The sequence below is a fragment of the Pseudoalteromonas sp. S2893 genome (genome assembly GCF_005887105.1).
Lineage (GTDB): Bacteria > Pseudomonadota > Gammaproteobacteria > Enterobacterales > Alteromonadaceae > Pseudoalteromonas > Pseudoalteromonas atlantica.
On sequence record NZ_PNCY01000008.1, the window covers coordinates 106,351 to 126,645 of the forward strand.

The window sequence follows — 20,295 nt, forward strand, 5'->3', positions numbered from 1 at the left end:
GATAGGACTAGATTTTTTAAAGACTAACTTGCTATTTATTCATTGCACTAATTAAGAACGCTGAAATTTTAGCGCCTTCACGTAATGTTGTTTCTGAACTTGCTTGGCCTACTAATGAGCTGTCGGTAAATGGCGCTATTTCCATCATGTCGGCGCCAGTAATTGGAAACTCATCGGCAATAGCTTGTAAAATATCCAGTGCATGTTGCGGGGTTAAGCCGTTATCTTCTGGTGTGCCCGTTGCTGAGGCAAATTCGGCATCGAGTGCGTCTATGTCAAAGCTTACGTACACTTCATCTACGTTATCGGCTTTAAGCTGCGCAATGGTTTCATCCGCAACCGCTTTTGCACCACGTTCTATAATTTCATTAGCCCAATGTTGTTTTACACCAAAGGTGCTTTCCCAGTGCGATTTAGGTTTACCGCTTGAGCGAATACCAAACTGGATTAAATGATGCGGTGCAGGTAAAAACTCTAATATATGCGTACACCAGGAGCCAAAACATAAATCGATGCCTAAGCGCTCTACTAATAAATCGGTATGCGCATCAAAATGAATAATAGCGGTACGTTTGCCTTGCTCGCGCTTAGCTTTTAAATACGCTTTAGTTAGCGGGTAGCTGATTGAGTGATCGCCCCCAATACCAAATATGCCTTTATCTTTAAATGTGGCGTAAAAGCTGTCACACACATCTTCGGTAATAGAAAGCGGGCTTACGTAGTAATCATCGTTTTTATCGCCGTATAGGGCTTTTTGGCAGTTTGAAATTGTGGCGTCGTTTAAGTATTTATCATGTAATAAATGCGGTATAACACGCACATCACCTAAGTCGAAAGAGCGGCACTGGGTTTGCTGATCAATCAAGGCTGAGCGTAAGAATAATGGCCCCCAGTTTGCCCCACGTAAAATACCGCCGCCACAATCTGAGCTAATACCTAACATAACCGCTTTGTGAGGAGATTCGGGTAATTGTGTTAAAGAATCACGCCACAAAACATCAACATTTTCGCTTTGCCCATACAATTTATTACGTAATGCCGCTTTACGCTCTTTCGCGGTATTAACTGTAAATACACCATCGCCAGGTGCACATAAACAGTGCTCTACTTTACGTTTAAACGCGTCAAATTGTGTGCTCATAATAAATCCTATACTTGTGTGTTTTATTCATGTGGTTTTGATTAGTTATGCAAAAACTAAAATTATCGGCTTATTTGCAATTAACGCGTAATGCGCTCACTTATTGCTCAAGCATTATTTACACGCTTAAATAAAAGCCGTTAAAATAAAGCCGAAATCCAACCGTAACTATTTGTTATTAAATAACTAAAAACGCTTCAAACCACGTATTGATAAATTTAAATTATCACCATAATCAATACATATAGACTCTCAATAAACAAGTCAACCACCCGCCTTTTAACGAACTTTAAGCCTTTGATTTAATATTCAATGTGAATGAATAAAGCCATCATTTATAAGTATTTTTCAACATCGGACATACGTCCTGTACTTAGTTTACATTTGCCGTAATGATGCTAGATTGACAACAAATTTTTATAAAAAGGCTTAGTTATGGAAAAGGTATTTCACTTAGGATTATGTATTGACGATTTAAAAGGGGCTGAACTTGCTATTGTCCCTGGTGACCCAGATCGTGCTGCACGCATTTCTCAATTCCTAGACAACCCAACCTGCCTTGCTCAAACACGTGAGTTTCATGTTTATTTAGGCCAGTTAAATGGTCACTCTGTGGTGATTTGTTCAACCGGTATTGGCGGCCCTTCAACCTCTATTGCTGTAGAGGAGCTGGCACAGCTTGGTGTACGTACTTTCTTACGTATTGGTACTACTGGGGCAATTCAGCCACATATTAATGAAGGTGATATTTTAGTAAGCCAAGCGTCTGTGCGTTTAGATGGCGCAAGCCAACACTTTGCACCACTTAGCTACCCTGCGGTATCTGACTTTTTTGCCACTCAAGCTATGGTGCAAGCGTGTAAAAACCTAGATATCGACTTCCACATTGGTATTACTGCCTCAAGCGATACATTCTACCCAGGGCAAGAGCGTTACGATACGCACTCGGGTTATGTACCTAAGTCATTACAAGGTAGCTGTGAAGAGTGGCAAAACCTAGGCGTGATGAACTACGAAATGGAGTCTGCTACCTTATTTACCATGTGTGCAGCGCTAGGCCTTAAAGCGGCGTGTGTTGCCGGTGTATTGGTTAACCGTACTCGCCAAGAAATTCCAAATGTTGATCACGGTGAAATTGAGAAAAAATCTGTGGCTGTGGTTTTAGAAGCTGCAAAAGTACTATTAGGCTAATGCCTTTTTAGCGCTTTAATAAAACGCATAAAGCACAGCAATTGCTGTGCTTTATTGTTTTTAGCTTAACCTGAACTCTGGTTACCTTAGCTTTGCGCTAATCACTTCTATTTCTGGCAAATTGCTAAAGCTTGCAAGTACCGCACGTGCTACTCCCCCTTGGTTTTCATGACCTTGGGTTTCTAACAGTGTAATTGCTTTAATCGTTTTGTCGTTAAAGCTAAGACCCGCTAAAAACAATTGACTAAGCGCACTTTGTAGTGGCGAAAGGCTTGGGCTGTAAGCCGCGTTTTCTGCGTAACTGCCGTAAAAGTCACCATTATTAAAGGTACTTATTTTAACTGCGCTAAAGTTGTTACTGTAAGGTACGTAGGCCATTAGCGCCATGGCTGCTAGTTTTTCATCAAGAGCTGTATCTGCAAATGTGTGTTGCTGCTGTTTTGGGTTAAACAGGCTAAAATCGTTGCCTAAATCTGTGGGGCCAAATGAATGCGGTAATAAATCAGCTAATTTAAAGTGCTGATCTGGTAGTAAAATATCAAACTCTTTTGCATCAGCCAGTTCGTTCATAAACTGCCTGCAATAACCACATGGGGCATCGCTAATTGCTATTTTTAGTATTTTTTTTGCGCCATTTAACCACGCATTGTTAATCGCCGACTGCTCTGCATGCACGACTAAACTAAGCGCTTGGTGATCAAACTCAACATTAGCACCAAAATAAAAATTTATATCCCCTTGCTCATCAAGTGCTTTAACAATAGCTCCCACATGAAAATGAGAAACAGGAGCCACCGAAAATTCAGACGCCAGAGGCACTAAACCTTGTAATAACGCGTCATCAGATACATTAAGTTGCGCGCATAATTGGCTAATATCGTTAGGATGTAAAATACCGCGCTGGGCTTTTAATTGGCTGCGTAATGCTTGAGTTTGCGTAACGCTTAGTGAGATATGTGAATTTGTGAGTGCTGTGTCTTGTTGCACAGTAAAAGTTGCTGATGCCATAACATATTATAATTATTTAATGGCTAAGTAGTTTAAAAGGTTAGGCGCCTAAATGCCAGCAAAAAAAGGGAGCACACTGTGCTCCCCTATTTTTAAGTTAAAGTAGACTAACCAGTATTGCGCATACCTGCAGCTATACCTGTCATGGTGATCATTAATGCATTATCAATATCACCTTCACTTACTTTATCGCTTGAGCGCGAGCGGCGCAACAGCTCAACTTGCAGTACATTAAGCGGATCGGTGTACGGATTACGCAGCGCAATCGATTCTTTTATCCATGGTTGATCTGCCAATAAGCTATTTTGTGGGCTAAGCGATTGCACTAAGCTAATTGCTTCTTCTAGCTCTTTACGTAACGAGGTACCCAGTGGTTTGTACATATCTTCCACCAGCGCGTTATCATAATGCTCACTTAACCAGCTATCGGCTTTACTAAATACCATTTCTAGCATTTCAAGACGTGCTCTGAAAAATGGCCATTGCAAGCTCATTTCGTGCAGTGTTTCTATGCCGTATTTATCGAGTGCCGCTTTTAAGCCTGTTAATGCACCAAGCCATGCAGGTAACATTAAACGGTTTTGGCTCCATGCAAAAATCCATGGAATAGCACGTAAGCTCTCAACCCCACCATTTGGATTACGTTTAGCAGGACGCGAGCCCAATGGTAATTTAGACAGCTCTAGCTCAGGCGTTGCCATTCTAAAGTAAGGAACAAAGTTTTCATCATGGCGAACCACATTACGGTAGTGATCGCACGACTGCTCGCTTATCAACTTCATCACTTCACGCCATTCTTGCTTAGGCTCTGGCGGTGGTAATAAGTTACTTTGCAGTACGGCACCCGCGTAAATATTTAAACTTTGCAGTGCTACATCGGGTAAACCAAACTTAAAGCGGATCATTTCGCCTTGCTCAGTTACACGCAAGCCACCTTTTAATGAACCAGGCGGTTGTGAATGCAATGCTTGTGCAGCAGGTGCACCACCGCGCCCTACCGTACCACCACGACCATGGAATAAAACAAGTTCAATGCCGCGCTCATCGGCAAGCTGCACTAGTTTATCCATTGCTTCGTACTGTGCCCAGCCTGCGGCCATCATGCCGGCATCTTTAGCTGAATCAGAATAACCAATCATGACATTTTGGGTATTTTTAATATGCCCGCGGTACCATACGTTATCAAGCAACGTGGTAATTACATCGCTACCAGCGTTTAAATCGTCAAGCGTTTCAAACAAAGGCGCTACTGGTAAATCAAACTGACAGCCACTTTCTTTTAAAAGCAGTTGTACAGCTAAAATGTCAGAGGCGGTACGCGCCATTGAAATAATGTACAAGCCAAATGTTTTTTCATCTTGCTTAGCTATTACATCAAAGGTGTCGAGTACTTCTTGCACCTCTGGACTTGGTTGCCAGTTTTTAGGAATAAGCGGGCGGCGTGAGTTAAGCTCGGTAAGCAAAAATGCTTGTTTGTCTTGCTCTTGCCATTGGTTGTAATCGCCTAAGCCTAGGTGGCGTGTAAGCTCAGAAAACACATCGCTGTGGCGGTCTGAATCTTGGCGTACATCAAGTTTTGCCAAACGCAGGCCAAAGCTATTTATACGGTGCAGTAAATCAAGTAATAAACCATTGGCGACAACTTTCATGTTGCACTTTAATAAAGAGCGATAGCACACCTCTACTGGGTGCTTGATTTGATTTATATCAGTGATTAAGTCTTCTGAATCGCTGCGCTTATTCTTGATTTTTGCACCTAAATGCACCACTGTTTCAGAGACTTGGTTTTTAAGCTTTTTAAGTACAGCGCGATAAGGTTCAAAGTCTTGTCCTGCCAGCTCAATTAGCTCATCGCTTGCATCTGACATGCTCAGCTCTGCGCTTAGCGTGTCAATATCACGGCTGTATAAATCAAGCGCCATCCAACGACCATGGTCAAGCACTTGCTGTGTTACCTGTGCGGTTACAAATGGGTTACCGTCACGGTCTCCGCCCATCCAAGAGGTAAACTCAATGGGGCTGTAATCAATTGGGAGCTCTAAACTTAAATGCTCTTTAACTTGGTCTGAAAACTCACGTAAAAAACGTGGCACAGCATGCCATAAGCTGTTTTCAATAACAGCGTATCCCCATTTAGCTTCATCAACTGGGCTTGGGCGAGAACGACGAATATCATCAGTGTGCCATGCTTGGCTGATAAGCTGAGCGATACGGTTTAAAATAGCTTCACGCTCTTGTGGTAAATTGTCTTTGCGCTCAAGCGATGCTAAACAATCACTTAATTCTACGTGCTTATTAATAATTGTACGGCGCGTCACCTCGGTTGGGTGAGCGGTTAATACTAAGTTTATGTGGAGTTTTGAGAGTGTTTCGGCCAGATGATTACTATCTAATTGGCCTTCTTTTGCTTTTGCAGTTAACGTTTTTAATGTTTGAGTGAGAGGGTTTAGTTGGCAAAAACCAACATCATTAAAACGCGAAACAGTGTGGAACTGCTCTGCTACATTCGCTAAATTTAAAAAATGATTAAATGAACGGGCAACCGGTAAAAGCTCTTCATCACTAAGCGCATGTAGTACCTCAATTAGCGCTTGTCTGTCGTCTTCATTACCACTGCGAGATGACTTTGATAAAGCACGAATTTCCTCTACTTTATCTAAAATCGCTTGGCCTTGGGCATCTTTAATAGTTTGTCCTAGTAGCTGCCCAAGTAAATTAACATTACCTCGCAAGGCGGCATATTGTTCACTCATTTCTCAGTCTCCTTTGTTTCATGGAATGCTATTAATATCATCATGAGCGCAGATTTAATAGATCCATTTGCAATGGTGAATCGTAATTAGCTATATGTAAATTATTAGAAAACGGCTTTTATGATCATTTTTTACGACGCCAGCTGCCCGCTTTGCAATACCGAAATGCAGCACCTAAAAGATGCTGATACTAAACATAAAATTGTTTTAGAAGACCTTAATAGCCACGATTTTAGCGCACGTTATCCAAGTGTTAATAAAAACAAGGCCATGGCTATATTGCATGCACAGTTACCAACTGGCGAGATGATTTACGGCTTAGATGTTACCTATCAAGCGTGGAAAACAGTAGGCAAATACCGCTGGTTGAAAATTTTTCGCTTGCCAATAATTCGCTACTTCGCTGACGCCGCCTATGTGTTTTTTGCAAAACACAGACAAAAAATAAGCCGTTTGCTCATGCCAAACGCCTCCTGTTTAAACGGCCAATGCACTGTTAATACAAAGGACAAACAATGAAAACAATTGTTTTATTCGGTGCCAGCAGCGCAATAGCACAAGCTTATATTGAGCACCTACAAATAAATGCCCCCACAGTGCAAGTTATATGTGTTAGCTCAAAAAAGGCAGATACAAATAGTAATGTTGTTTACCTAAAGAGCGATTACACAGCGCAAAGCTTAGCCAAGGTTACAACTTACTTAAAAGAGCAAAATGCCGATATTCAACAAGTCGTTATGTTTAATGGCACTTTACACAACAAAACCCACATGCCAGAAAAAAAGCTAGAAGAGCTAAACGCAAACTATTTTAATGAATTATTTAATTCCAACACACTCACTCCCTTACTATGCTTGCAGAGCATTTTACCGCTGTTAACACATAAAACGCTGTGCACTATAACGGCGCTCAGTGCGCGTGTGGGCAGTATTAACGATAATAAATTAGGCGGTTGGTATACATACCGCGCATCTAAAGCGGCCTTAAACATGCTATTTAAAACCGCAGCGGTAGAACTGGCGCGCCGAGCTAAAAATACTAAACTGGTGTTATTTCATCCGGGCACTACCGATACTGCCCTTTCAAAGCCATTTCAAAAAAACGTACCTGCGGATAAGCTTTTTAGCGCTGAATTTGTAGCTAAACAGCTTTTTACACTTACGTTTAATAACCCTCATTTAGAACTTAACGGTGAGCCCGCCTATTTAGATTGGCAAGGCGAAGCCATACCCTGGTAAGGACCTTTAATGCATTTTACTAAAGAGCGCATAAACGCACTTGAAAAACACACTCGTACTCATTTAATTAATTCACTTTCGGGTTTTAAAAGCGCCAACTTAATTGGCACGCAAGACAAGCAAGGCAATACAAATGTAGCTATTGTTAGCTCGGTTATTCATTTAGGGGCTCACCCGCCATTGGTTGGCATGATAATGCGCCCTAATAGCGTGCCTCGCCATACGTTCGAAAACATCATAGAAACCGGCTGTTACACCATTAACCAAGTTAATAAGGCCATATATAAGCAAGCTCATCAAACATCAGCTCGCTACGATAAAGGCGAGTCAGAATTTGACGCGACAGGTTTAACGCCAGAATACCTAAATGAATTTACAGCACCTTTTGTGCAAGAGTCGCGATTAAAATACTCTGTAAAATACGTTGAGCACCAACACTTAGCCGTTAATGGCACCGAGCTGGTTATAGGTGAAATTACCGATGTGTATTTAGATGAAGCAGCGCTACAAAGTGATGGCTTTTTAGATTTACAAGCCATTGAAACAGTGGCTGTAACAGGGCTTGATAGCTACCACACTAGCAATAAATTATCGCGTTTACCTTACGCTAAAAAACCTTAGCATGCATGTTGTCGTATAATATTGAATTATGCTTTTACATTAAACACAATGCCTAACACCAATCTGCTTATTGGGGCTTTTTAACATTTTAGTGAAATTTAATTTGTTCAATTGCTCAAGTATTTATGCAGCTTGGTATTGAATCCAAGGAGACTTTTATGGCCACACTAGGCGTTGGTACACACACAAGCGAGCAAGCATTAGCGGGATTAAGCAATATGACCGCCAATGTAACCCCTATTCAAGCAGATGAATATTTACAGCGCATTGCAAAAGCACAAGCTTATATGCAAGCAAATAATATAGATGCAATTTATTTAAATGCAGGTACAAACCTTACTTATTTTACAGGCATGAAATGGTATGCAAGTGAGCGCATGGTTGGCGCCATTTTACCCGCTATAGGTGATGTACAATACATAGCCCCTTATTTTGAAATTGGCACCCTAAACGGCTTTAAAGTGATTGAAGGCCCCATTCATGGCTGGCAAGAACACGAAAGTCCATATGCGTTATTTGTAAGTGTACTCAAGCAGCTCAACATACCTGACAATGCCACAATAGGCATTGATGAAAGTGCACAGTTTTTTATATTCGACGGTATAAACAAAGCGCAAAAAGGCCTAAATATAGTTAATGCACAGAGCGTTACTGCACATTGCCGCATGCATAAGTCGGTAAACGAATTAGCGCTCATGCAATGCGCAATGGATATGACTTTAGCTGTACATCAAGCAACCGCAAGTATGCTATATGAAGGTATTACCACCACAGAGGTGGAAGCCTTCATTAAAAAAGCGCATCAAAAGGTAGGTGCCCCCGGTAACTATTTTTGCATTGTATTGTTTGGTGTGGCGACCTCATTTCCACATGGCGTTAAAGATGCGCAAGTGCTTAAAAAAGGCGATATGGTATTAATAGATACCGGTTGCAAAGTGCATGATTACCTTTCAGATATAACCCGCACCTATGTATTTGGTGAGCCAACAGTGCGACAACGGATGTTTTGGGATCATGAAAAAGCAGCGCAACTCGCCGCTTTTAGTGCTGCAAAAATTGGCGCTACGTGTGAAGCAGTTGATGCAGGCGCTCGTCACTATTTAGCGACTCAAGGATTGGGGCCACAGTATCAAACACCCGGCTGCCCGCATCGTACGGGCCATGGTATTGGGTTAGACATTCACGAATGGCCTTATTTAGTCGGTGGAGACAAAACCCCACTTGCACCTGGCATGTGTTTTAGTAACGAGCCAATGCTAGTTATACCTGATGAGTTTGGTGTACGTTTAGAGGATCACTTTTATATGACCGACAACGGTCCGCATTGGTTTACACAACCAAGTTATAGTATTGACGACCCGTTTGGGCTTAACGCTTAAACCCTTTATAAAGAGCAGCCATTAGCTGCTCTTTTTAGTTTATTCGTTGATAAAGTACAGATCATCCCAATATCCTCTGTTATACAAAAGCAATCCGCAAAAGGATGAATATGAAAAACTTTAAAATTGATATCGTGTCAGACGTAATGTGCCCATGGTGCGTAATAGGTTACAAAAACCTAGAGACAGCGCTTGGCCAACTTAAAGACGAGATGAGTGCAGATATTACGTGGCATCCTTTTGAGTTAAACCCTGACATGCCGCTTGAAGGTCAAAACTTAAACGAGCATCTAATGCAAAAATACAACCTAAGCGAAGAGCAAGGCGATGAAAATCGTAAAAACATGTTCGAAGCAGGTCAGCGTGCCGGTTTTACCTTTAATTTTGATGGTGAGCGCATCATGATCAACAGCTTTGATTTACACCGCCTACTTACTTGGGCGCGTGAAGAAGATAAGCAAACCGAATTAAAGCTTGCCATGTTTGAAGCACACTTCACCGATTTAAAATACTTAAATCAAGAAGACGCACTGCTTGATGTAGTCGCAAGTGTTGGCCTTGATAAAGAACAAGCGCGTAGTATTTTACACTCAGATAAATACGTTCAAAAAGTACGACAAGAGCAAGACCGCTTTAAGCAAATGGGTATTACTTCAGTCCCTACATTTATTATCAACGATAAATATGCAATCAGTGGCGGACAACCAAGCGACTCATTTATTCAAGCACTAAAACAAATTAGTGAAGAAGAAGCAAAACAAGACGCTTAGCAAGTAAGCTGCTGTTTAACATATATAAGGCTGCGCAATGCAGTCTTATATGGTTTTAAAGGTGCAGCGTGACTTTACTGTCTACGTGAACCTATTTTTTCAATAAGCTTTTAACAAAAACCTCTGCGACTCAAACCTTACCCTCTGCACTTTTATAAAAGTGCTGGCACTATACGTGCATTGTCTATTTTGTGTTCTTAATGAGTGTGCTGCGCGCTATTTTATTTCAAATGCCACGTAAATATTACAAGGTGCTATTAACTTCTTTCATACCGCCATTCACTCACTATTATTTAAGGGCTAACGAGTAACTAAATACGCATAAGGAGCAAGCATGGCTAAGTCAGCAACATTATACAGAATGGTAACTAATGAGCATATTTGCCCATTTGGACTCAAATCAAAAGATTTACTTAAGCGAAAAGGCTATAAGGTAGATGATAAACCGCTGACTTCGCGCGAAGAAACCGATGCATTTCAACAAAAGCACAATGTTGATACCACACCACAAACATTTATCGATAACGAACGCATTGGCGGGTATGACGACCTGCGCGCTTACTTTAATAAATCGGAGCCTGGTCAACAAGGTACTACTTATACTCCCGTAACGGCCATTTTTGCTGTTACCTTATTGCTTGCCTTTGCATTTAGCTACTCGACTGGCTTTGCACTTTTTTCTATGCATACAGTTATGCTGTTTGTCGCGTTAACAATGGGCGTACTGGCTATTCAAAAATTACGCGACTTATACAGCTTTAGTAATTCTTTTATAACCTATGATTTATTTGCGATGAAAGTTGTTAGGTATGCTTATGTTTACCCCTTTTTAGAAGCATTTGTAAGTATTGGCATGATTGCAGGGCTTTCAGCTTATATTGTTGCACCAATTTCTTTATTTATTGGGGGTGTTGGCGCCGTGTCGGTGATTAAGGCTGTTTACATAGACAAACGAGAGCTTAAATGTGCCTGTGTTGGCGGAGATAGTAATGTACCGCTGGGGTTTGTCTCTCTGACCGAAAACCTGTTTATGATTGCTGCGGGTATCTGGATGTTTATTAAATAACCTTAACTCAGGTTAAATAATGAGCTTGATAACTAACCAGGTTATTTTACATGACTGGTATTTTAGTGTAAAAAAGGGTACTAACTAAATAATAAAAGGAATTAAAATGAAATACTTACTGTCTATCATTGCCGCTCTAATCATTACTGGCTGTACTACAACTCCACTTCAAGACAGTCCTACCGCAACAGTAAAATCAACAGTTCCCCCTAAATACCCTGTTGCAGAGGTACGTAACAAAACAGAAGGTTTTGTTACCATGTCTTATGATGTAGATAGTTATGGGCGCCCAAATAATATTAAAGTTATTAACGCTAAACCTGAACAAGTGTTTAATAGCGAAGCCAAACGTGCCCTATCTAAATGGCAATACTCACCTAAAGTTGTTAATGGTGTTGCTGTACCTGATAAAAACTTAGAAATGACAATTGAGTTTAATTTGGATAATTAATAATCGGGTAAGGTTATATCTTAAAGGCTGCAGTGTGCAGCCTTTTTAGTATTTGTCAGCGAGCTTATTAAGTACGATAAAGCACTTTAATTACATGCCAGCCAAATTTGGTTTTAACTAAATGTGGCTCTAAAATTGCGCCATTAAAGGCTATTTTGTCAAACTGTGGAACCATTTGCCCGCGTCTAAATTCGCCAAGGTCACCGCCTTTTTTACCTGATGGGCACGACGAGTATTTTTTAGCTAAGGTTTGAAACTTGGCACCTTTACCTAATTGCTTAATAATGTCTTCTGCTATTTCTTTGTGTTTAACCAATATGTGGAGTGCGTGCGCTGTACTTGCCATTTCAAAGCCCTGATAATTTAAAACGCGGCGATTTTAGCACAGCCACCTAAACCTAGCATCTACTTATAGCTGACCAATCAAATAATTGGCGTTACCCAATAGCACGCTTTAATTCACAAAACCTGATATTTGGTCTAAACAGCTATATTCAGGGGCCGAGAGCGGGCTTAACCTAGTTACTTTTCTAATTCGTGGTACTTTACTTTTTTCATGACTGGCAATAAATCCCTCCACTAAAAGCATTCGATCACTACAATGCTTAACAAACCCCTCAATTACATCACCGTAAAATGGGAATACTAAGTATTGCTTTGACATTTTTTCTAGAGCTGCACGATCTTCATAAAAATCAAGGTGTCCGTAATGTCCAACTAAGCACACCTTAGTTCCAACCAAATCATTTTGATTCTTAAACAGTTGACCCCATGATACTTTTTTACATTCTATACTTTCCTGTAAGGGAAATGCTTTTACAGAAAAGACCACAACCATTAAAACTAACAATCTAGACATAGATATAAATTTTTTCATATTTGGATTCTATTAACTTTCCGGGAGGATTGCTCTATAACGCATCCGTACACTCTAAACTGCGAGGCCAAAAACATCATAACCTATTGATTTGTATTAGTTAACACCTCAATATTAGCAGCAACCAAAGGCAATAATAAAAACCTAACCCAATTAGTTTTCTGCTTCTGCTAAGAGCCTTTTTAAAATCAGTTTTTTAATAACGTTCTTAAATTCACAGCTGAGAAAAATACCATAGCTATACACACAAACAACAAAAGATAAATACCGTAGCCTACACCAACCATTAGGTAGGATTTACTAGGCTCCTGAGGATTATAATAAACATTAACTTTATCCCTTGTTTGATATTTTTTAAGTTGTAAATCTCGCTCCGCTCTATCAAGCATAGAGTTGACGTTTGATACTCGATTTCCAACAAATAGCTTTTCATCAAGCATATAAGAGTATTCAACCTCTATAATATAGCGCTCTTGGTTATGTTGTATACGTAGTCCATTACTAGAAATAACAGTACCCTCAACCATAGGCCAACTTTTCGTAGTCAGACCTTCTGAAACAACGGTTACTAAATATGCACTCCAAGCGAGTGAACTTAAAAGCATTACAACAAAAAAGACTCTACTTTTATTAAACATATCAGCACCTAATTTTTTGGGACTACACAATATACTTGTTTATGGAGACAATGATTGAACACGATAGTAAATTTCTTTACCTGCGATCAGTTATAAATAATGTTTTACGTCCTCTGGGTTGGGTATTCTGCAATACTGATATTTGCCAAATAAGGTATAGCGGTTTAAAGCAATTTTATCGTACAGCCAATTATTAAAGGTATTGGGTAAAACACTAAATGCAGTGGCTAGTTTAAAGGGATAACCTAGCTGCTTAACCACTTCAAAAAAAGCATGGCTTTGCGTGTACGCTTTGCCGTTTTGTAGGTACACCATTGAGGCGTATTGTGTGGTTGAAAAACCAAAGTGAGTTAATAACAATGCACCTTTTGGGGATTGCACGCTGCACAGTTTAAAAATGGCAGTGGCATCGTTACTAGGGCCTGTTGACCTTTCAGGATTAAAATTTGTTCAATCTAGGGGCCATTTAATCGCGGCGCGAGATTTGTAACCTAGTGGGCTAAGTAAAAACCGAGCAACAAAGAGTAAATGACCCCTAGGCAGAAACCCTTCGGGCAGCGTCTGTTTGGCATTTATGCTACGTTATCGCCTATTTATGGGGAACAACCACACTACATAGGCTCTGTCTTGCCTAATTACCAAACAGACTGCTGCAAATTTAACCTCGAAAGATAAACAGGCCCTAATAATAAAATTACACCACGCACTACATAATTTGCACTGTGCATCGAATAATATAATTTTTTGATTACGCATTAATGTAGCCGCATCATCACTCATTTTATACCCCTTAAGCGGTTACTGCTGAACCGGCTTTTTTTGTAACTTACGCTGCAATGTGCGCCTGTGCATATTGAGTTTCCGCGCAGTGGCCGACACATTACCGTTATTACTATGTAGCACTTGCTGAATATGCTCCCACTCTAAACGCTCTGGTGACATAACGGGTGTGGCAACATCACTAACATTTTGTGTATTTAAATCTGCGTTTAGGGCCTTTAATAACGTGGCCATATCAACGGGTTTAGTAAGGTAGTCGTTAGCGCCTAAACGCATGGCCTCTACAGCGGTGGCTATGCTTGCAAACCCTGTTAATAATACAATATACGCTTGCGGTAATAAGCTGCGAAGTGGCTTAATTAAGGCAAGGCCGTTGTCGTCACCTAGTTTCATATCGAGCAAAATAAAATCTGGTAAGTGTTTACGTGCACTGAGTAATGCATCACTTTGGTTATGCGCAACTTCACAACTAAAGCCTTGTTTTGTTAAACGCCGAGCAAGTGTACTGGCAAGGTTTATATCGTCTTCAATTATAAGTAATTTCATGAAAGTGATTGCTCATTATTTGCTATGGCTAATTTTACTTTAGCCACTGCCCCGCCACCAGCGTGATTATACAAAGTTAACGAGCCGTTTAGTCGCTCAAACGTCACATTAGAAAGTAAAACCGCAAGCCCCATACCTTGGCTGCTAGGCATAAGTTGCCCGCCAAGCTCTGCTAATTGTGATTGGCTAAAACCGCTACCAAAATCACGAATTAGCAAATATATACATTCACTGTGTTGATTATCTTGCTGCCAGCTTAGCTCTAACTGGGTTAGGTTATTTTTTTGATTAGCAATGCATGCATTTTGTAGCAAATTAAGTATGGCGGGCAATAGCATTGCATCACTTTTTAAGGTGGCTGCTATTGGCTCACTTAACCAATTAATGTGCTGATCAGGGTATTGCAGTAATAATGTATCGATGATCTGCGTTTGTAGCTGGTTTACTGTAATGTGCTCGGTGGTATTTTTATTACGAAGCTGAGCAGAGAGCTTTCTAAAGTCATTTAATTGCCTAGCACATTGCTTGAGCGGTGTTTGCATTTGCACCACGACAGGGTTATTTGGCTCCTCTTCTAAAAGCTCTTCAAATAGTAATTGTAAGTTAGCGATAGGACTGGCTAGTTGATGGGTTATTTGCGCAGCTGCGCCATCTAGGGTTACCAGTTGCTCGTTACGCAATTGCTGCTCACGGGCTTTAGCTATTGTGCGCTCTCGCTCCTTTAATGCTCTACTCATAGCGCCTATAACCAAAGCAATAACGCTTGCACTTAAAACAAAGTTAACCCACATGCCTATAAAATGCCCGCTCATATTCATTTGATGCATACTGTGATCGGGCATCCTAATGAGTAAAAAGCTATAAGCGGCAATTGCCAGTACGGCGATATAAGCCAAGCTTTTTTCACGAAGAGTGACCGCTGCAATCATGATAGGTAGCAATAATAGCGATACAAACGCATTGGTTGCGCCACCACTTAATGAGAGCAAAATAGTTAAAAACAGGACATCCGCAGTGAGCTGCATTAACATCCCTATAGGGCGCGCTTGGCTAACATTTCGATAGGCGAATACACTTACTAATTGAAATATCGCCTCTATAGCTATTACCACTAATAAAGGGAGTAGCGCTATTTGGTGTTCTAATAAAAAATACACGCTTAGTACAGCAATTAACTGCACAGCAATAGCACCACTTCGCAGCATTAAAAGGCGACTAATGGTCGGGTCGGTTTGCATAAACAAGGTGTGATATACCTATAAAATTTAATACGTTAAAAAGTTAATCTTCATCCATTGATATAGTAAACAGCGCGCACGGGGTCCCTTGATGAAACACCATTTTCCATTGTTCATTACTTTTACGCCAAAGCGACATACGTAAGGAGTAATTAAACTCACTTCGGGCTGAGCGCCTATAAGCCGCTTGGTAACTAATTTGCGCGACATTATCGCTAAGCATTCGCCCTTTAAAGTGCTGATTATAAAACTGCGGAACAACCTCGGTAGGTAAACGTGTGAGTACGTGCTGCTTATCAAATACGGTGCCATTAGCTGCAATTTCAATAAATTCATCATCAAGTAAGGCATTTAATGCATGGCTTGATTGACGGACATCGGGGTCGAGCAACTGTCGTTCGGCCTCAATCAAGTGATTAAACAACGACACTTTTATTTTATTGCTCATGGGTTTCCTTATTATGTATGCAATTGCCACGTGTTTGTGTGTTTATACGTTAAACGGGCAGTAATTAATAATATCGGCTTACTTTAATTCACTCAAGCTAACAGCTTGAACGCAGTGCCATAAACGCAAGCCACTTACGTTTAAGTAAAGCCGCAGAATCATGCACTATTCAATTATATGCTGTTTAACACATCGCTACGTATAGTTTTAATACTTGCTTACTCTTTAAACAAGCTTTACGTTAAATTGCCCACAATTACTATTATTTACGAGACAAAACAGGTTAATAACTTCTCTTAAAGGGCAATTTTTGATATAACTCACCCATTAGCAATACACGTCAGACCACCTTTTTAAGAGAACACACTATGGCCTACGCACATATTACTGGTTGGGGTAAATGTATTCCACCAGCAAGCATTAGCAACGATGAAATTAGCGAAATAGTTGATACCAACGATGAGTGGATCACCACACGTACTGGTATTAAATCTCGTAGGGTTAGCCATGTTAGCACTGCAGAACTTGCAACCGTTGCCGCAAAGCACGCCATCGATTGTGCAGGGATTGACGCAAAAGATATCGATTTAGTTATTTTAGCAACGTGTACCCCTTCTACTGTGGTGGCCAATACCGCCTCTTTAATACAAAAAAACATTGGTGCGACCGGCGCTGCAGCTATGGATACCAATGCTGCGTGTTCTGGTTTTTTATATGCCCTTCAAGCTGCTACCGCACAAATTCAGGCGGGTATGATTAAAAAGGCCGTGGTTATTGCTGCAGAGCGCATGACTTGGTATGTAAACTGGGCACGCCGTGACAGCGCTGTATTATTTGGTGATGGCGCAGGCGCAGTAGTACTAGAAGCCGCAGATACACCCGCAGGCCTACTTGGTACTAAAACCGGTTGCGACAGTGAAGACAGAGACATTTTGCATATCACCAACTTTGGTAGTGATTTAAATAAATATGAGCCAATTGGCCCATCAGACTTATTATTTGAAGGCCGTGAAATTTTCAAACGTGCCGTTAAAGGTATGAGCGAAGCGTGTGATGATGTATTAACGCAAGCCAACCTAAGCCTTGATGACATAAACGTATTAGTGCCACACCAAGCTAACTTACGTATTATTCAAGCAATTCAGCATCGTTTAAAAGTGCCGGATGAAAAAGTAATGGTAAACATTGCTGACTACGGCAATACCTCAGCCGCTACGATTGCTATTGCGTTATGTGAAGCCGTAGAGCAAGGCTTAATTAAGCCGCATTCAAATATTATGTCGGCAGCGTTTGGCGCAGGTTTAACGTGGGCAGCAAGCTATATAAAATGGGGCGAGCGTGTAACGCCGATTAAAGTAAGTGATGCAACTTTGCCACCGTGTGAGCTAACAGGCCTTGAGCTTGTAGCCCCCGCAGTTAAAGCCTGCAAAGACGCTGAGCCTAGCTAAACGTTTTTAAAGCACATAAAAATTAAACGCACTTTTTAGTGCGTTTTTGTTTTTAGGAGAACAAACTCATGGAGCTAATTACATGGAGCTAACTACATGGAACTATTAGGCATTCATCATGCTGCTATTATTTGCAGTGACTACGCCCGCTCTAAGCACTTTTATAGTAACGTACTTAAACTTAAAGTTATTAACGAGCATTTTAGGGCCGCGCGTAATTCGTATAAATTAGATTTAGCGATGCCTGATGGCAGTCAAATAGAGTTATTTTCGTTTGATGGAGCACCTGCAAGACCAAGCTACCCAGAAGCGCAAGGCTTGAGGCATTTAGCATTTAAAGTTAAAAACGTTGCCCAAGCAAAGCAGTATTTAGAGTCACAAAATATAACAGTGGAAGAGATAAGAGTGGATGAAATAACCGGCAAAAAATTCACCTTTTTTGCCGATCCAGATAACTTACCGCTTGAGTTATACGAGGTATAACCCTCGTATAACAAGGTTTATTTAAAGCGGCTTTGCAAGTAATTAAATACCGCACGAATACCTAACGCTTCGCCGCCGGTTGGGCGCCCAGGTAATGCACGTAAATTCCATGCCATTACATCAAAATGTACCCATGGAGTGGTTGGCTCTACAAATTCTTTTAAATAAAGCGCCGCGGTAATTGCACCACCAAATGGTGTGCTGGCACAGTTTGCCATATCGGCTACATCGCTCTTTAAAAAGCTTTTGTACTGATCAAATAAAGGCAATTGCCATACAGGGTCGCTTACATCCATACCGGCATCAATAATACCATTTGCTACATCGCGCTCTGTTGAGAAAAAGCCCGGTAGCTCAGTACCTAAAGCAACACGACAAGCACCGGTAAGGGTCGCAAAGTCAATAATTAGCTCAGGGTTATCGTTTTGTGCCTCGCTAAGCGCATCACACAATACTAAACGCCCTTCAGCATCGGTATTGTCAATTTCTACCATAATGCCTTTACGCGTTTTAATTACATCACCTGGGCGAAATGCATTTCGCGATACCGCGTTTTCAACCGCAGGCACTAAAACACGCAGTCTAATTGGTAAATTAGCCGCCATAATTAGCTGTGCTAAAGCAATAACGTGCGCAGCCCCGCCCATGTCTTTTTTCATGTTACGCATGCCCGAGCTTGGTTTTAAATCAAGCCCGCCAGAGTCAAAACATACCCCTTTACCAACTAAGGTAATAAGTGGTGCGTTTTCATCGCCCCATTTTAAATCAAGTAAACGCGGTTTGTTTTCGCTGGCGCGCCCGACCATGTGTATTGTTGGGTAATTTTGCTCAAGTAGCTCATCGCCAATCCACTGGGTAAATTCGCCGTTGTAATTATTGGCTAAATCTTCCATTACTTGCGATAAATGCTGCGGCATCATATCTACCGCAGGTGTGTTTACTAAATCACGCGCTAAATAAATGGCATCGGCTTGTTGCTTAATACGCTGATACAGCGCTTCATCGGCAATGGCTAATTGTGCTTTGGCCGTTGGTTTTTCTTTATATTCACTAAATTCATAGCCGCCTAACACAAAACCAAGCGCGACTTGCTCTATAAAGGCATCATCGCCTTGAATTTGATACGTGCCCAGCGGTAATTTATTGGCAAGCTCGCCTGCGGCCCAAAAATCATCTTGGCTTTGTAATAAACAATAAACGTGGCTTAGCTCACCGGTTTGCGCGTCAGGCACAAGCGCTAAACCTTGCTTTTCAAAGCCGCTATTTGTTAACCATGTTTGGATAAAAGCCGGTTGTTGTGATTGCCAGTCAGTTAACTCGTTTTTAAGAATAAAAGATAAAGGAATACCAGAAGAAGTATGACGAAGTAATGCACTCATTGAAAAGCTCATATAATAAAAAATGGTAGCTCAAAGCATACCAATAAGACCGGCTAAAAGGTATAGCTAATTTTAGCCAGCTTTATTCTTTATTTGGCGCTTTAGTGTGTTGTTTTAAATCCTCTTTAACTATTTCGGCGTCTAGCTCTTTAACTGGTTTATTAATGTTAAACGAGCTAGGCAACACATCTACACCTACCATTCTACCTAGCTTTACAACCAATGGAATAGTAATAGGGGCAAACGGCAGTACGGCAAATACACCTAAGCCAAGCCCTTTTAAAATATCTACAAACTGCTCATTAGCACGCTTTAACTCTTCTTTGCTGGTTTGCCCTTGCGTGTAACGCCTATAAATGGTGAGCATTTCTATGGTTTCTTGCCTTTCTTGCGCAAGAGCAATTTTTAGCGCCACCATTGCACGACGAAAGCGAAGCTGTTGGCGCTTTTTACTAATTTTAACTACCCGCCAAGGCGCACGGTGAATAACTTTATATAATCGCATACCCTTTATTTTCACACATAAAGGGTTTTACACAAGAATAATTTACTTAATACGCCCTATACTTTACTCTTTTGCACCATAACAGTGCTCACAAGCTCATTTTTATGCAAAGCAAACAAATAATAGTACTCCCCAAACCCCAAAAACCACAGCCTGATGAATGCTGCGGCGGAGGTAGCTGTAGCCCTTGCGTGTGGGACGAATACAGACAAAAATATCGCGACTGGCAAGCGCAAAACACACCACCCGCCTCACCAAAAGAAACAAGTTGATAACATCCACCCACCCACTTCGCGCATTAAATCTTCGTAAAAGCGTTAAAATCGCACTTTATT

General features: G+C 41.0%; 22 protein-coding genes and 1 pseudogene. 11 read left to right on the top strand and 12 right to left on the bottom strand.

Features of this window, described 5'->3' with window-relative positions; translation table 11 throughout:
* Positions 1 to 31: 31 nt before the first annotated feature.
* Positions 32 to 1,141 (bottom strand): arginase family protein, encoded by a 1,110-nt coding sequence (locus CWC04_RS04065; protein WP_024031934.1) that lies wholly within the window; start codon positions 1,139 to 1,141, stop codon positions 32 to 34.
* 435 nt (positions 1,142 to 1,576) lie between these two features.
* On the opposite strand from CWC04_RS04065, the gene udp reads away from it, so the two are divergent.
* Positions 1,577 to 2,332 carry a uridine phosphorylase gene (gene udp / locus CWC04_RS04070; RefSeq protein ID WP_004588758.1) on the top strand — a complete coding sequence of 252 codons (756 nt, stop codon included), beginning with the start codon at positions 1,577 to 1,579 and terminating at the stop codon, positions 2,330 to 2,332.
* An 81-nt stretch (positions 2,333 to 2,413) separates the two neighbouring features.
* On the opposite strand, the gene cdd is transcribed toward udp, so the two are convergent.
* Positions 2,414 to 3,340, bottom strand: a complete 927-nt coding sequence (gene cdd, locus CWC04_RS04075) for a cytidine deaminase (protein ID WP_055253932.1) — start codon at positions 3,338 to 3,340, stop codon at positions 2,414 to 2,416.
* A gap of 107 nt (positions 3,341 to 3,447) precedes the next feature.
* Complete coding sequence (gene ppc, locus CWC04_RS04080; protein ID WP_126009065.1) at positions 3,448 to 6,093, bottom strand: phosphoenolpyruvate carboxylase; 2,646 nt, start codon at positions 6,091 to 6,093, stop codon at positions 3,448 to 3,450.
* A 120-nt stretch (positions 6,094 to 6,213) separates the two neighbouring features.
* Between ppc and CWC04_RS04085 the strand changes: the two genes are divergently transcribed.
* From CWC04_RS04085 to CWC04_RS04115, 7 genes are all read left to right on the top strand, one after another.
* On the top strand, positions 6,214 to 6,612 hold the full coding sequence (locus tag CWC04_RS04085; RefSeq protein ID WP_138684677.1) for a thiol-disulfide oxidoreductase DCC family protein: 399 nt from the start codon (positions 6,214 to 6,216) through the stop codon (positions 6,610 to 6,612).
* Entirely contained in the window at positions 6,609 to 7,331 is a 723-nt protein-coding gene (locus CWC04_RS04090; protein WP_138684678.1) for an SDR family NAD(P)-dependent oxidoreductase, read from the top strand. The genes CWC04_RS04085 and CWC04_RS04090 overlap by 4 nt, the downstream gene beginning before the upstream one ends.
* 9 nt (positions 7,332 to 7,340) lie before the next feature.
* The gene (locus CWC04_RS04095; RefSeq protein WP_004588763.1) at positions 7,341 to 7,952 is read left to right on the top strand and encodes a flavin reductase family protein; all 612 of its coding nucleotides are present in this window, start codon (positions 7,341 to 7,343) and stop codon (positions 7,950 to 7,952) included.
* Positions 7,953 to 8,110: 158 nt separating this feature from the next.
* Entirely contained in the window at positions 8,111 to 9,331 is a 1,221-nt protein-coding gene (locus tag CWC04_RS04100; RefSeq protein ID WP_138684679.1) for a M24 family metallopeptidase, read from the top strand.
* Positions 9,332 to 9,441: 110 nt separating this feature from the next.
* Positions 9,442 to 10,101, top strand: a complete 660-nt coding sequence (locus CWC04_RS04105) for a DsbA family oxidoreductase (RefSeq protein ID WP_138684680.1) — start codon at positions 9,442 to 9,444, stop codon at positions 10,099 to 10,101.
* 334 nt (positions 10,102 to 10,435) lie between these two features.
* A complete protein-coding gene (locus tag CWC04_RS04110) occupies positions 10,436 to 11,167 on the top strand; it encodes a MauE/DoxX family redox-associated membrane protein (protein ID WP_029771692.1) in 732 nt (243 codons plus the stop codon).
* A gap of 106 nt (positions 11,168 to 11,273) precedes the next feature.
* Positions 11,274 to 11,618 carry a TonB family protein gene (locus CWC04_RS04115; RefSeq protein WP_029771693.1) on the top strand — a complete coding sequence of 115 codons (345 nt, stop codon included), beginning with the start codon at positions 11,274 to 11,276 and terminating at the stop codon, positions 11,616 to 11,618.
* A gap of 67 nt (positions 11,619 to 11,685) precedes the next feature.
* On the opposite strand, the gene CWC04_RS04120 is transcribed toward CWC04_RS04115, so the two are convergent.
* From CWC04_RS04120 to CWC04_RS04155, 7 genes and pseudogenes are all read right to left on the bottom strand, one after another.
* Entirely contained in the window at positions 11,686 to 11,964 is a 279-nt protein-coding gene (locus tag CWC04_RS04120) for a peptidylprolyl isomerase (protein WP_004588770.1), read from the bottom strand.
* Between the two features lie 108 nt (positions 11,965 to 12,072).
* Positions 12,073 to 12,495, bottom strand: a complete 423-nt coding sequence (locus tag CWC04_RS04125) for a hypothetical protein (protein WP_138684681.1) — start codon at positions 12,493 to 12,495, stop codon at positions 12,073 to 12,075.
* A 188-nt stretch (positions 12,496 to 12,683) separates the two neighbouring features.
* Complete coding sequence (locus tag CWC04_RS04130) at positions 12,684 to 13,133, bottom strand: DUF3592 domain-containing protein (RefSeq protein ID WP_064386594.1); 450 nt, start codon at positions 13,131 to 13,133, stop codon at positions 12,684 to 12,686.
* Positions 13,134 to 13,223: 90 nt separating this feature from the next.
* Positions 13,224 to 13,538 (bottom strand): annotated as a pseudogene (locus CWC04_RS04135) (thiol-disulfide oxidoreductase DCC family protein); the annotation flags it as partial.
* A gap of 393 nt (positions 13,539 to 13,931) precedes the next feature.
* The gene (locus CWC04_RS04145) at positions 13,932 to 14,459 is read right to left on the bottom strand and encodes a response regulator transcription factor (protein WP_138684683.1); all 528 of its coding nucleotides are present in this window, start codon (positions 14,457 to 14,459) and stop codon (positions 13,932 to 13,934) included.
* Positions 14,456 to 15,697, bottom strand: a complete 1,242-nt coding sequence (locus tag CWC04_RS04150) for an ATP-binding protein (RefSeq protein ID WP_171038558.1) — start codon at positions 15,695 to 15,697, stop codon at positions 14,456 to 14,458. The genes CWC04_RS04145 and CWC04_RS04150 overlap by 4 nt, the downstream gene beginning before the upstream one ends.
* Before the next feature lie 43 nt (positions 15,698 to 15,740).
* Positions 15,741 to 16,145, bottom strand: a complete 405-nt coding sequence (locus tag CWC04_RS04155) for a nuclear transport factor 2 family protein (RefSeq protein ID WP_138684685.1) — start codon at positions 16,143 to 16,145, stop codon at positions 15,741 to 15,743.
* A gap of 368 nt (positions 16,146 to 16,513) precedes the next feature.
* On the opposite strand from CWC04_RS04155, the gene CWC04_RS04160 reads away from it, so the two are divergent.
* Complete coding sequence (locus CWC04_RS04160) at positions 16,514 to 17,593, top strand: ketoacyl-ACP synthase III (protein ID WP_138579147.1); 1,080 nt, start codon at positions 16,514 to 16,516, stop codon at positions 17,591 to 17,593.
* 96 nt (positions 17,594 to 17,689) lie between these two features.
* Positions 17,690 to 18,076: an SMU1112c/YaeR family gloxylase I-like metalloprotein gene (gene gloA2 / locus CWC04_RS04165; RefSeq protein WP_004588776.1), complete on the top strand. Its 387-nt coding sequence runs from the start codon at positions 17,690 to 17,692 to the stop codon at positions 18,074 to 18,076.
* A 17-nt stretch (positions 18,077 to 18,093) separates the two neighbouring features.
* Here gloA2 and CWC04_RS04170 read toward each other — a convergent pair whose 3' ends face one another.
* Positions 18,094 to 19,455: a leucyl aminopeptidase family protein gene (locus tag CWC04_RS04170; RefSeq protein WP_126009088.1), complete on the bottom strand. Its 1,362-nt coding sequence runs from the start codon at positions 19,453 to 19,455 to the stop codon at positions 18,094 to 18,096.
* An 82-nt stretch (positions 19,456 to 19,537) separates the two neighbouring features.
* Positions 19,538 to 19,960 carry a hypothetical protein gene (locus tag CWC04_RS04175; RefSeq protein WP_024031949.1) on the bottom strand — a complete coding sequence of 141 codons (423 nt, stop codon included), beginning with the start codon at positions 19,958 to 19,960 and terminating at the stop codon, positions 19,538 to 19,540.
* A gap of 104 nt (positions 19,961 to 20,064) precedes the next feature.
* On the opposite strand from CWC04_RS04175, the gene CWC04_RS04180 reads away from it, so the two are divergent.
* Positions 20,065 to 20,232 carry an oxidoreductase-like domain-containing protein gene (locus tag CWC04_RS04180; protein ID WP_126009090.1) on the top strand — a complete coding sequence of 56 codons (168 nt, stop codon included), beginning with the start codon at positions 20,065 to 20,067 and terminating at the stop codon, positions 20,230 to 20,232.
* Positions 20,233 to 20,295 lie beyond the last annotated feature (63 nt).

Bases quoted from the DNA above. Each gene is read 5' to 3' on its own strand.
- CWC04_RS04065 (WP_024031934.1), bottom strand. From the start codon at position 1,141: ATGAGCACACAATTTGACGCGTTTAAACGTAAAGTAGAGCACTGTTTA.
- udp (WP_004588758.1), top strand. From the start codon at position 1,577: ATGGAAAAGGTATTTCACTTAGGATTATGTATTGACGATTTAAAAGGG.
- cdd (WP_055253932.1), bottom strand. From the start codon at position 3,340: ATGGCATCAGCAACTTTTACTGTGCAACAAGACACAGCACTCACAAAT.
- ppc (WP_126009065.1), bottom strand. From the start codon at position 6,093: ATGAGTGAACAATATGCCGCCTTGCGAGGTAATGTTAATTTACTTGGG.
- CWC04_RS04085 (WP_138684677.1), top strand. From the start codon at position 6,214: ATGATCATTTTTTACGACGCCAGCTGCCCGCTTTGCAATACCGAAATG.
- CWC04_RS04090 (WP_138684678.1), top strand. From the start codon at position 6,609: ATGAAAACAATTGTTTTATTCGGTGCCAGCAGCGCAATAGCACAAGCT.
- CWC04_RS04095 (WP_004588763.1), top strand. From the start codon at position 7,341: ATGCATTTTACTAAAGAGCGCATAAACGCACTTGAAAAACACACTCGT.
- CWC04_RS04100 (WP_138684679.1), top strand. From the start codon at position 8,111: ATGGCCACACTAGGCGTTGGTACACACACAAGCGAGCAAGCATTAGCG.
- CWC04_RS04105 (WP_138684680.1), top strand. From the start codon at position 9,442: ATGAAAAACTTTAAAATTGATATCGTGTCAGACGTAATGTGCCCATGG.
- CWC04_RS04110 (WP_029771692.1), top strand. From the start codon at position 10,436: ATGGCTAAGTCAGCAACATTATACAGAATGGTAACTAATGAGCATATT.
- CWC04_RS04115 (WP_029771693.1), top strand. From the start codon at position 11,274: ATGAAATACTTACTGTCTATCATTGCCGCTCTAATCATTACTGGCTGT.
- CWC04_RS04120 (WP_004588770.1), bottom strand. From the start codon at position 11,964: ATGGCAAGTACAGCGCACGCACTCCACATATTGGTTAAACACAAAGAA.
- CWC04_RS04125 (WP_138684681.1), bottom strand. From the start codon at position 12,495: ATGAAAAAATTTATATCTATGTCTAGATTGTTAGTTTTAATGGTTGTG.
- CWC04_RS04130 (WP_064386594.1), bottom strand. From the start codon at position 13,133: ATGTTTAATAAAAGTAGAGTCTTTTTTGTTGTAATGCTTTTAAGTTCA.
- CWC04_RS04145 (WP_138684683.1), bottom strand. From the start codon at position 14,459: ATGAAATTACTTATAATTGAAGACGATATAAACCTTGCCAGTACACTT.
- CWC04_RS04150 (WP_171038558.1), bottom strand. From the start codon at position 15,697: ATGCAAACCGACCCGACCATTAGTCGCCTTTTAATGCTGCGAAGTGGT.
- CWC04_RS04155 (WP_138684685.1), bottom strand. From the start codon at position 16,145: ATGAGCAATAAAATAAAAGTGTCGTTGTTTAATCACTTGATTGAGGCC.
- CWC04_RS04160 (WP_138579147.1), top strand. From the start codon at position 16,514: ATGGCCTACGCACATATTACTGGTTGGGGTAAATGTATTCCACCAGCA.
- gloA2 (WP_004588776.1), top strand. From the start codon at position 17,690: ATGGAACTATTAGGCATTCATCATGCTGCTATTATTTGCAGTGACTAC.
- CWC04_RS04170 (WP_126009088.1), bottom strand. From the start codon at position 19,455: ATGAGTGCATTACTTCGTCATACTTCTTCTGGTATTCCTTTATCTTTT.
- CWC04_RS04175 (WP_024031949.1), bottom strand. From the start codon at position 19,960: ATGCGATTATATAAAGTTATTCACCGTGCGCCTTGGCGGGTAGTTAAA.
- CWC04_RS04180 (WP_126009090.1), top strand. From the start codon at position 20,065: ATGCAAAGCAAACAAATAATAGTACTCCCCAAACCCCAAAAACCACAG.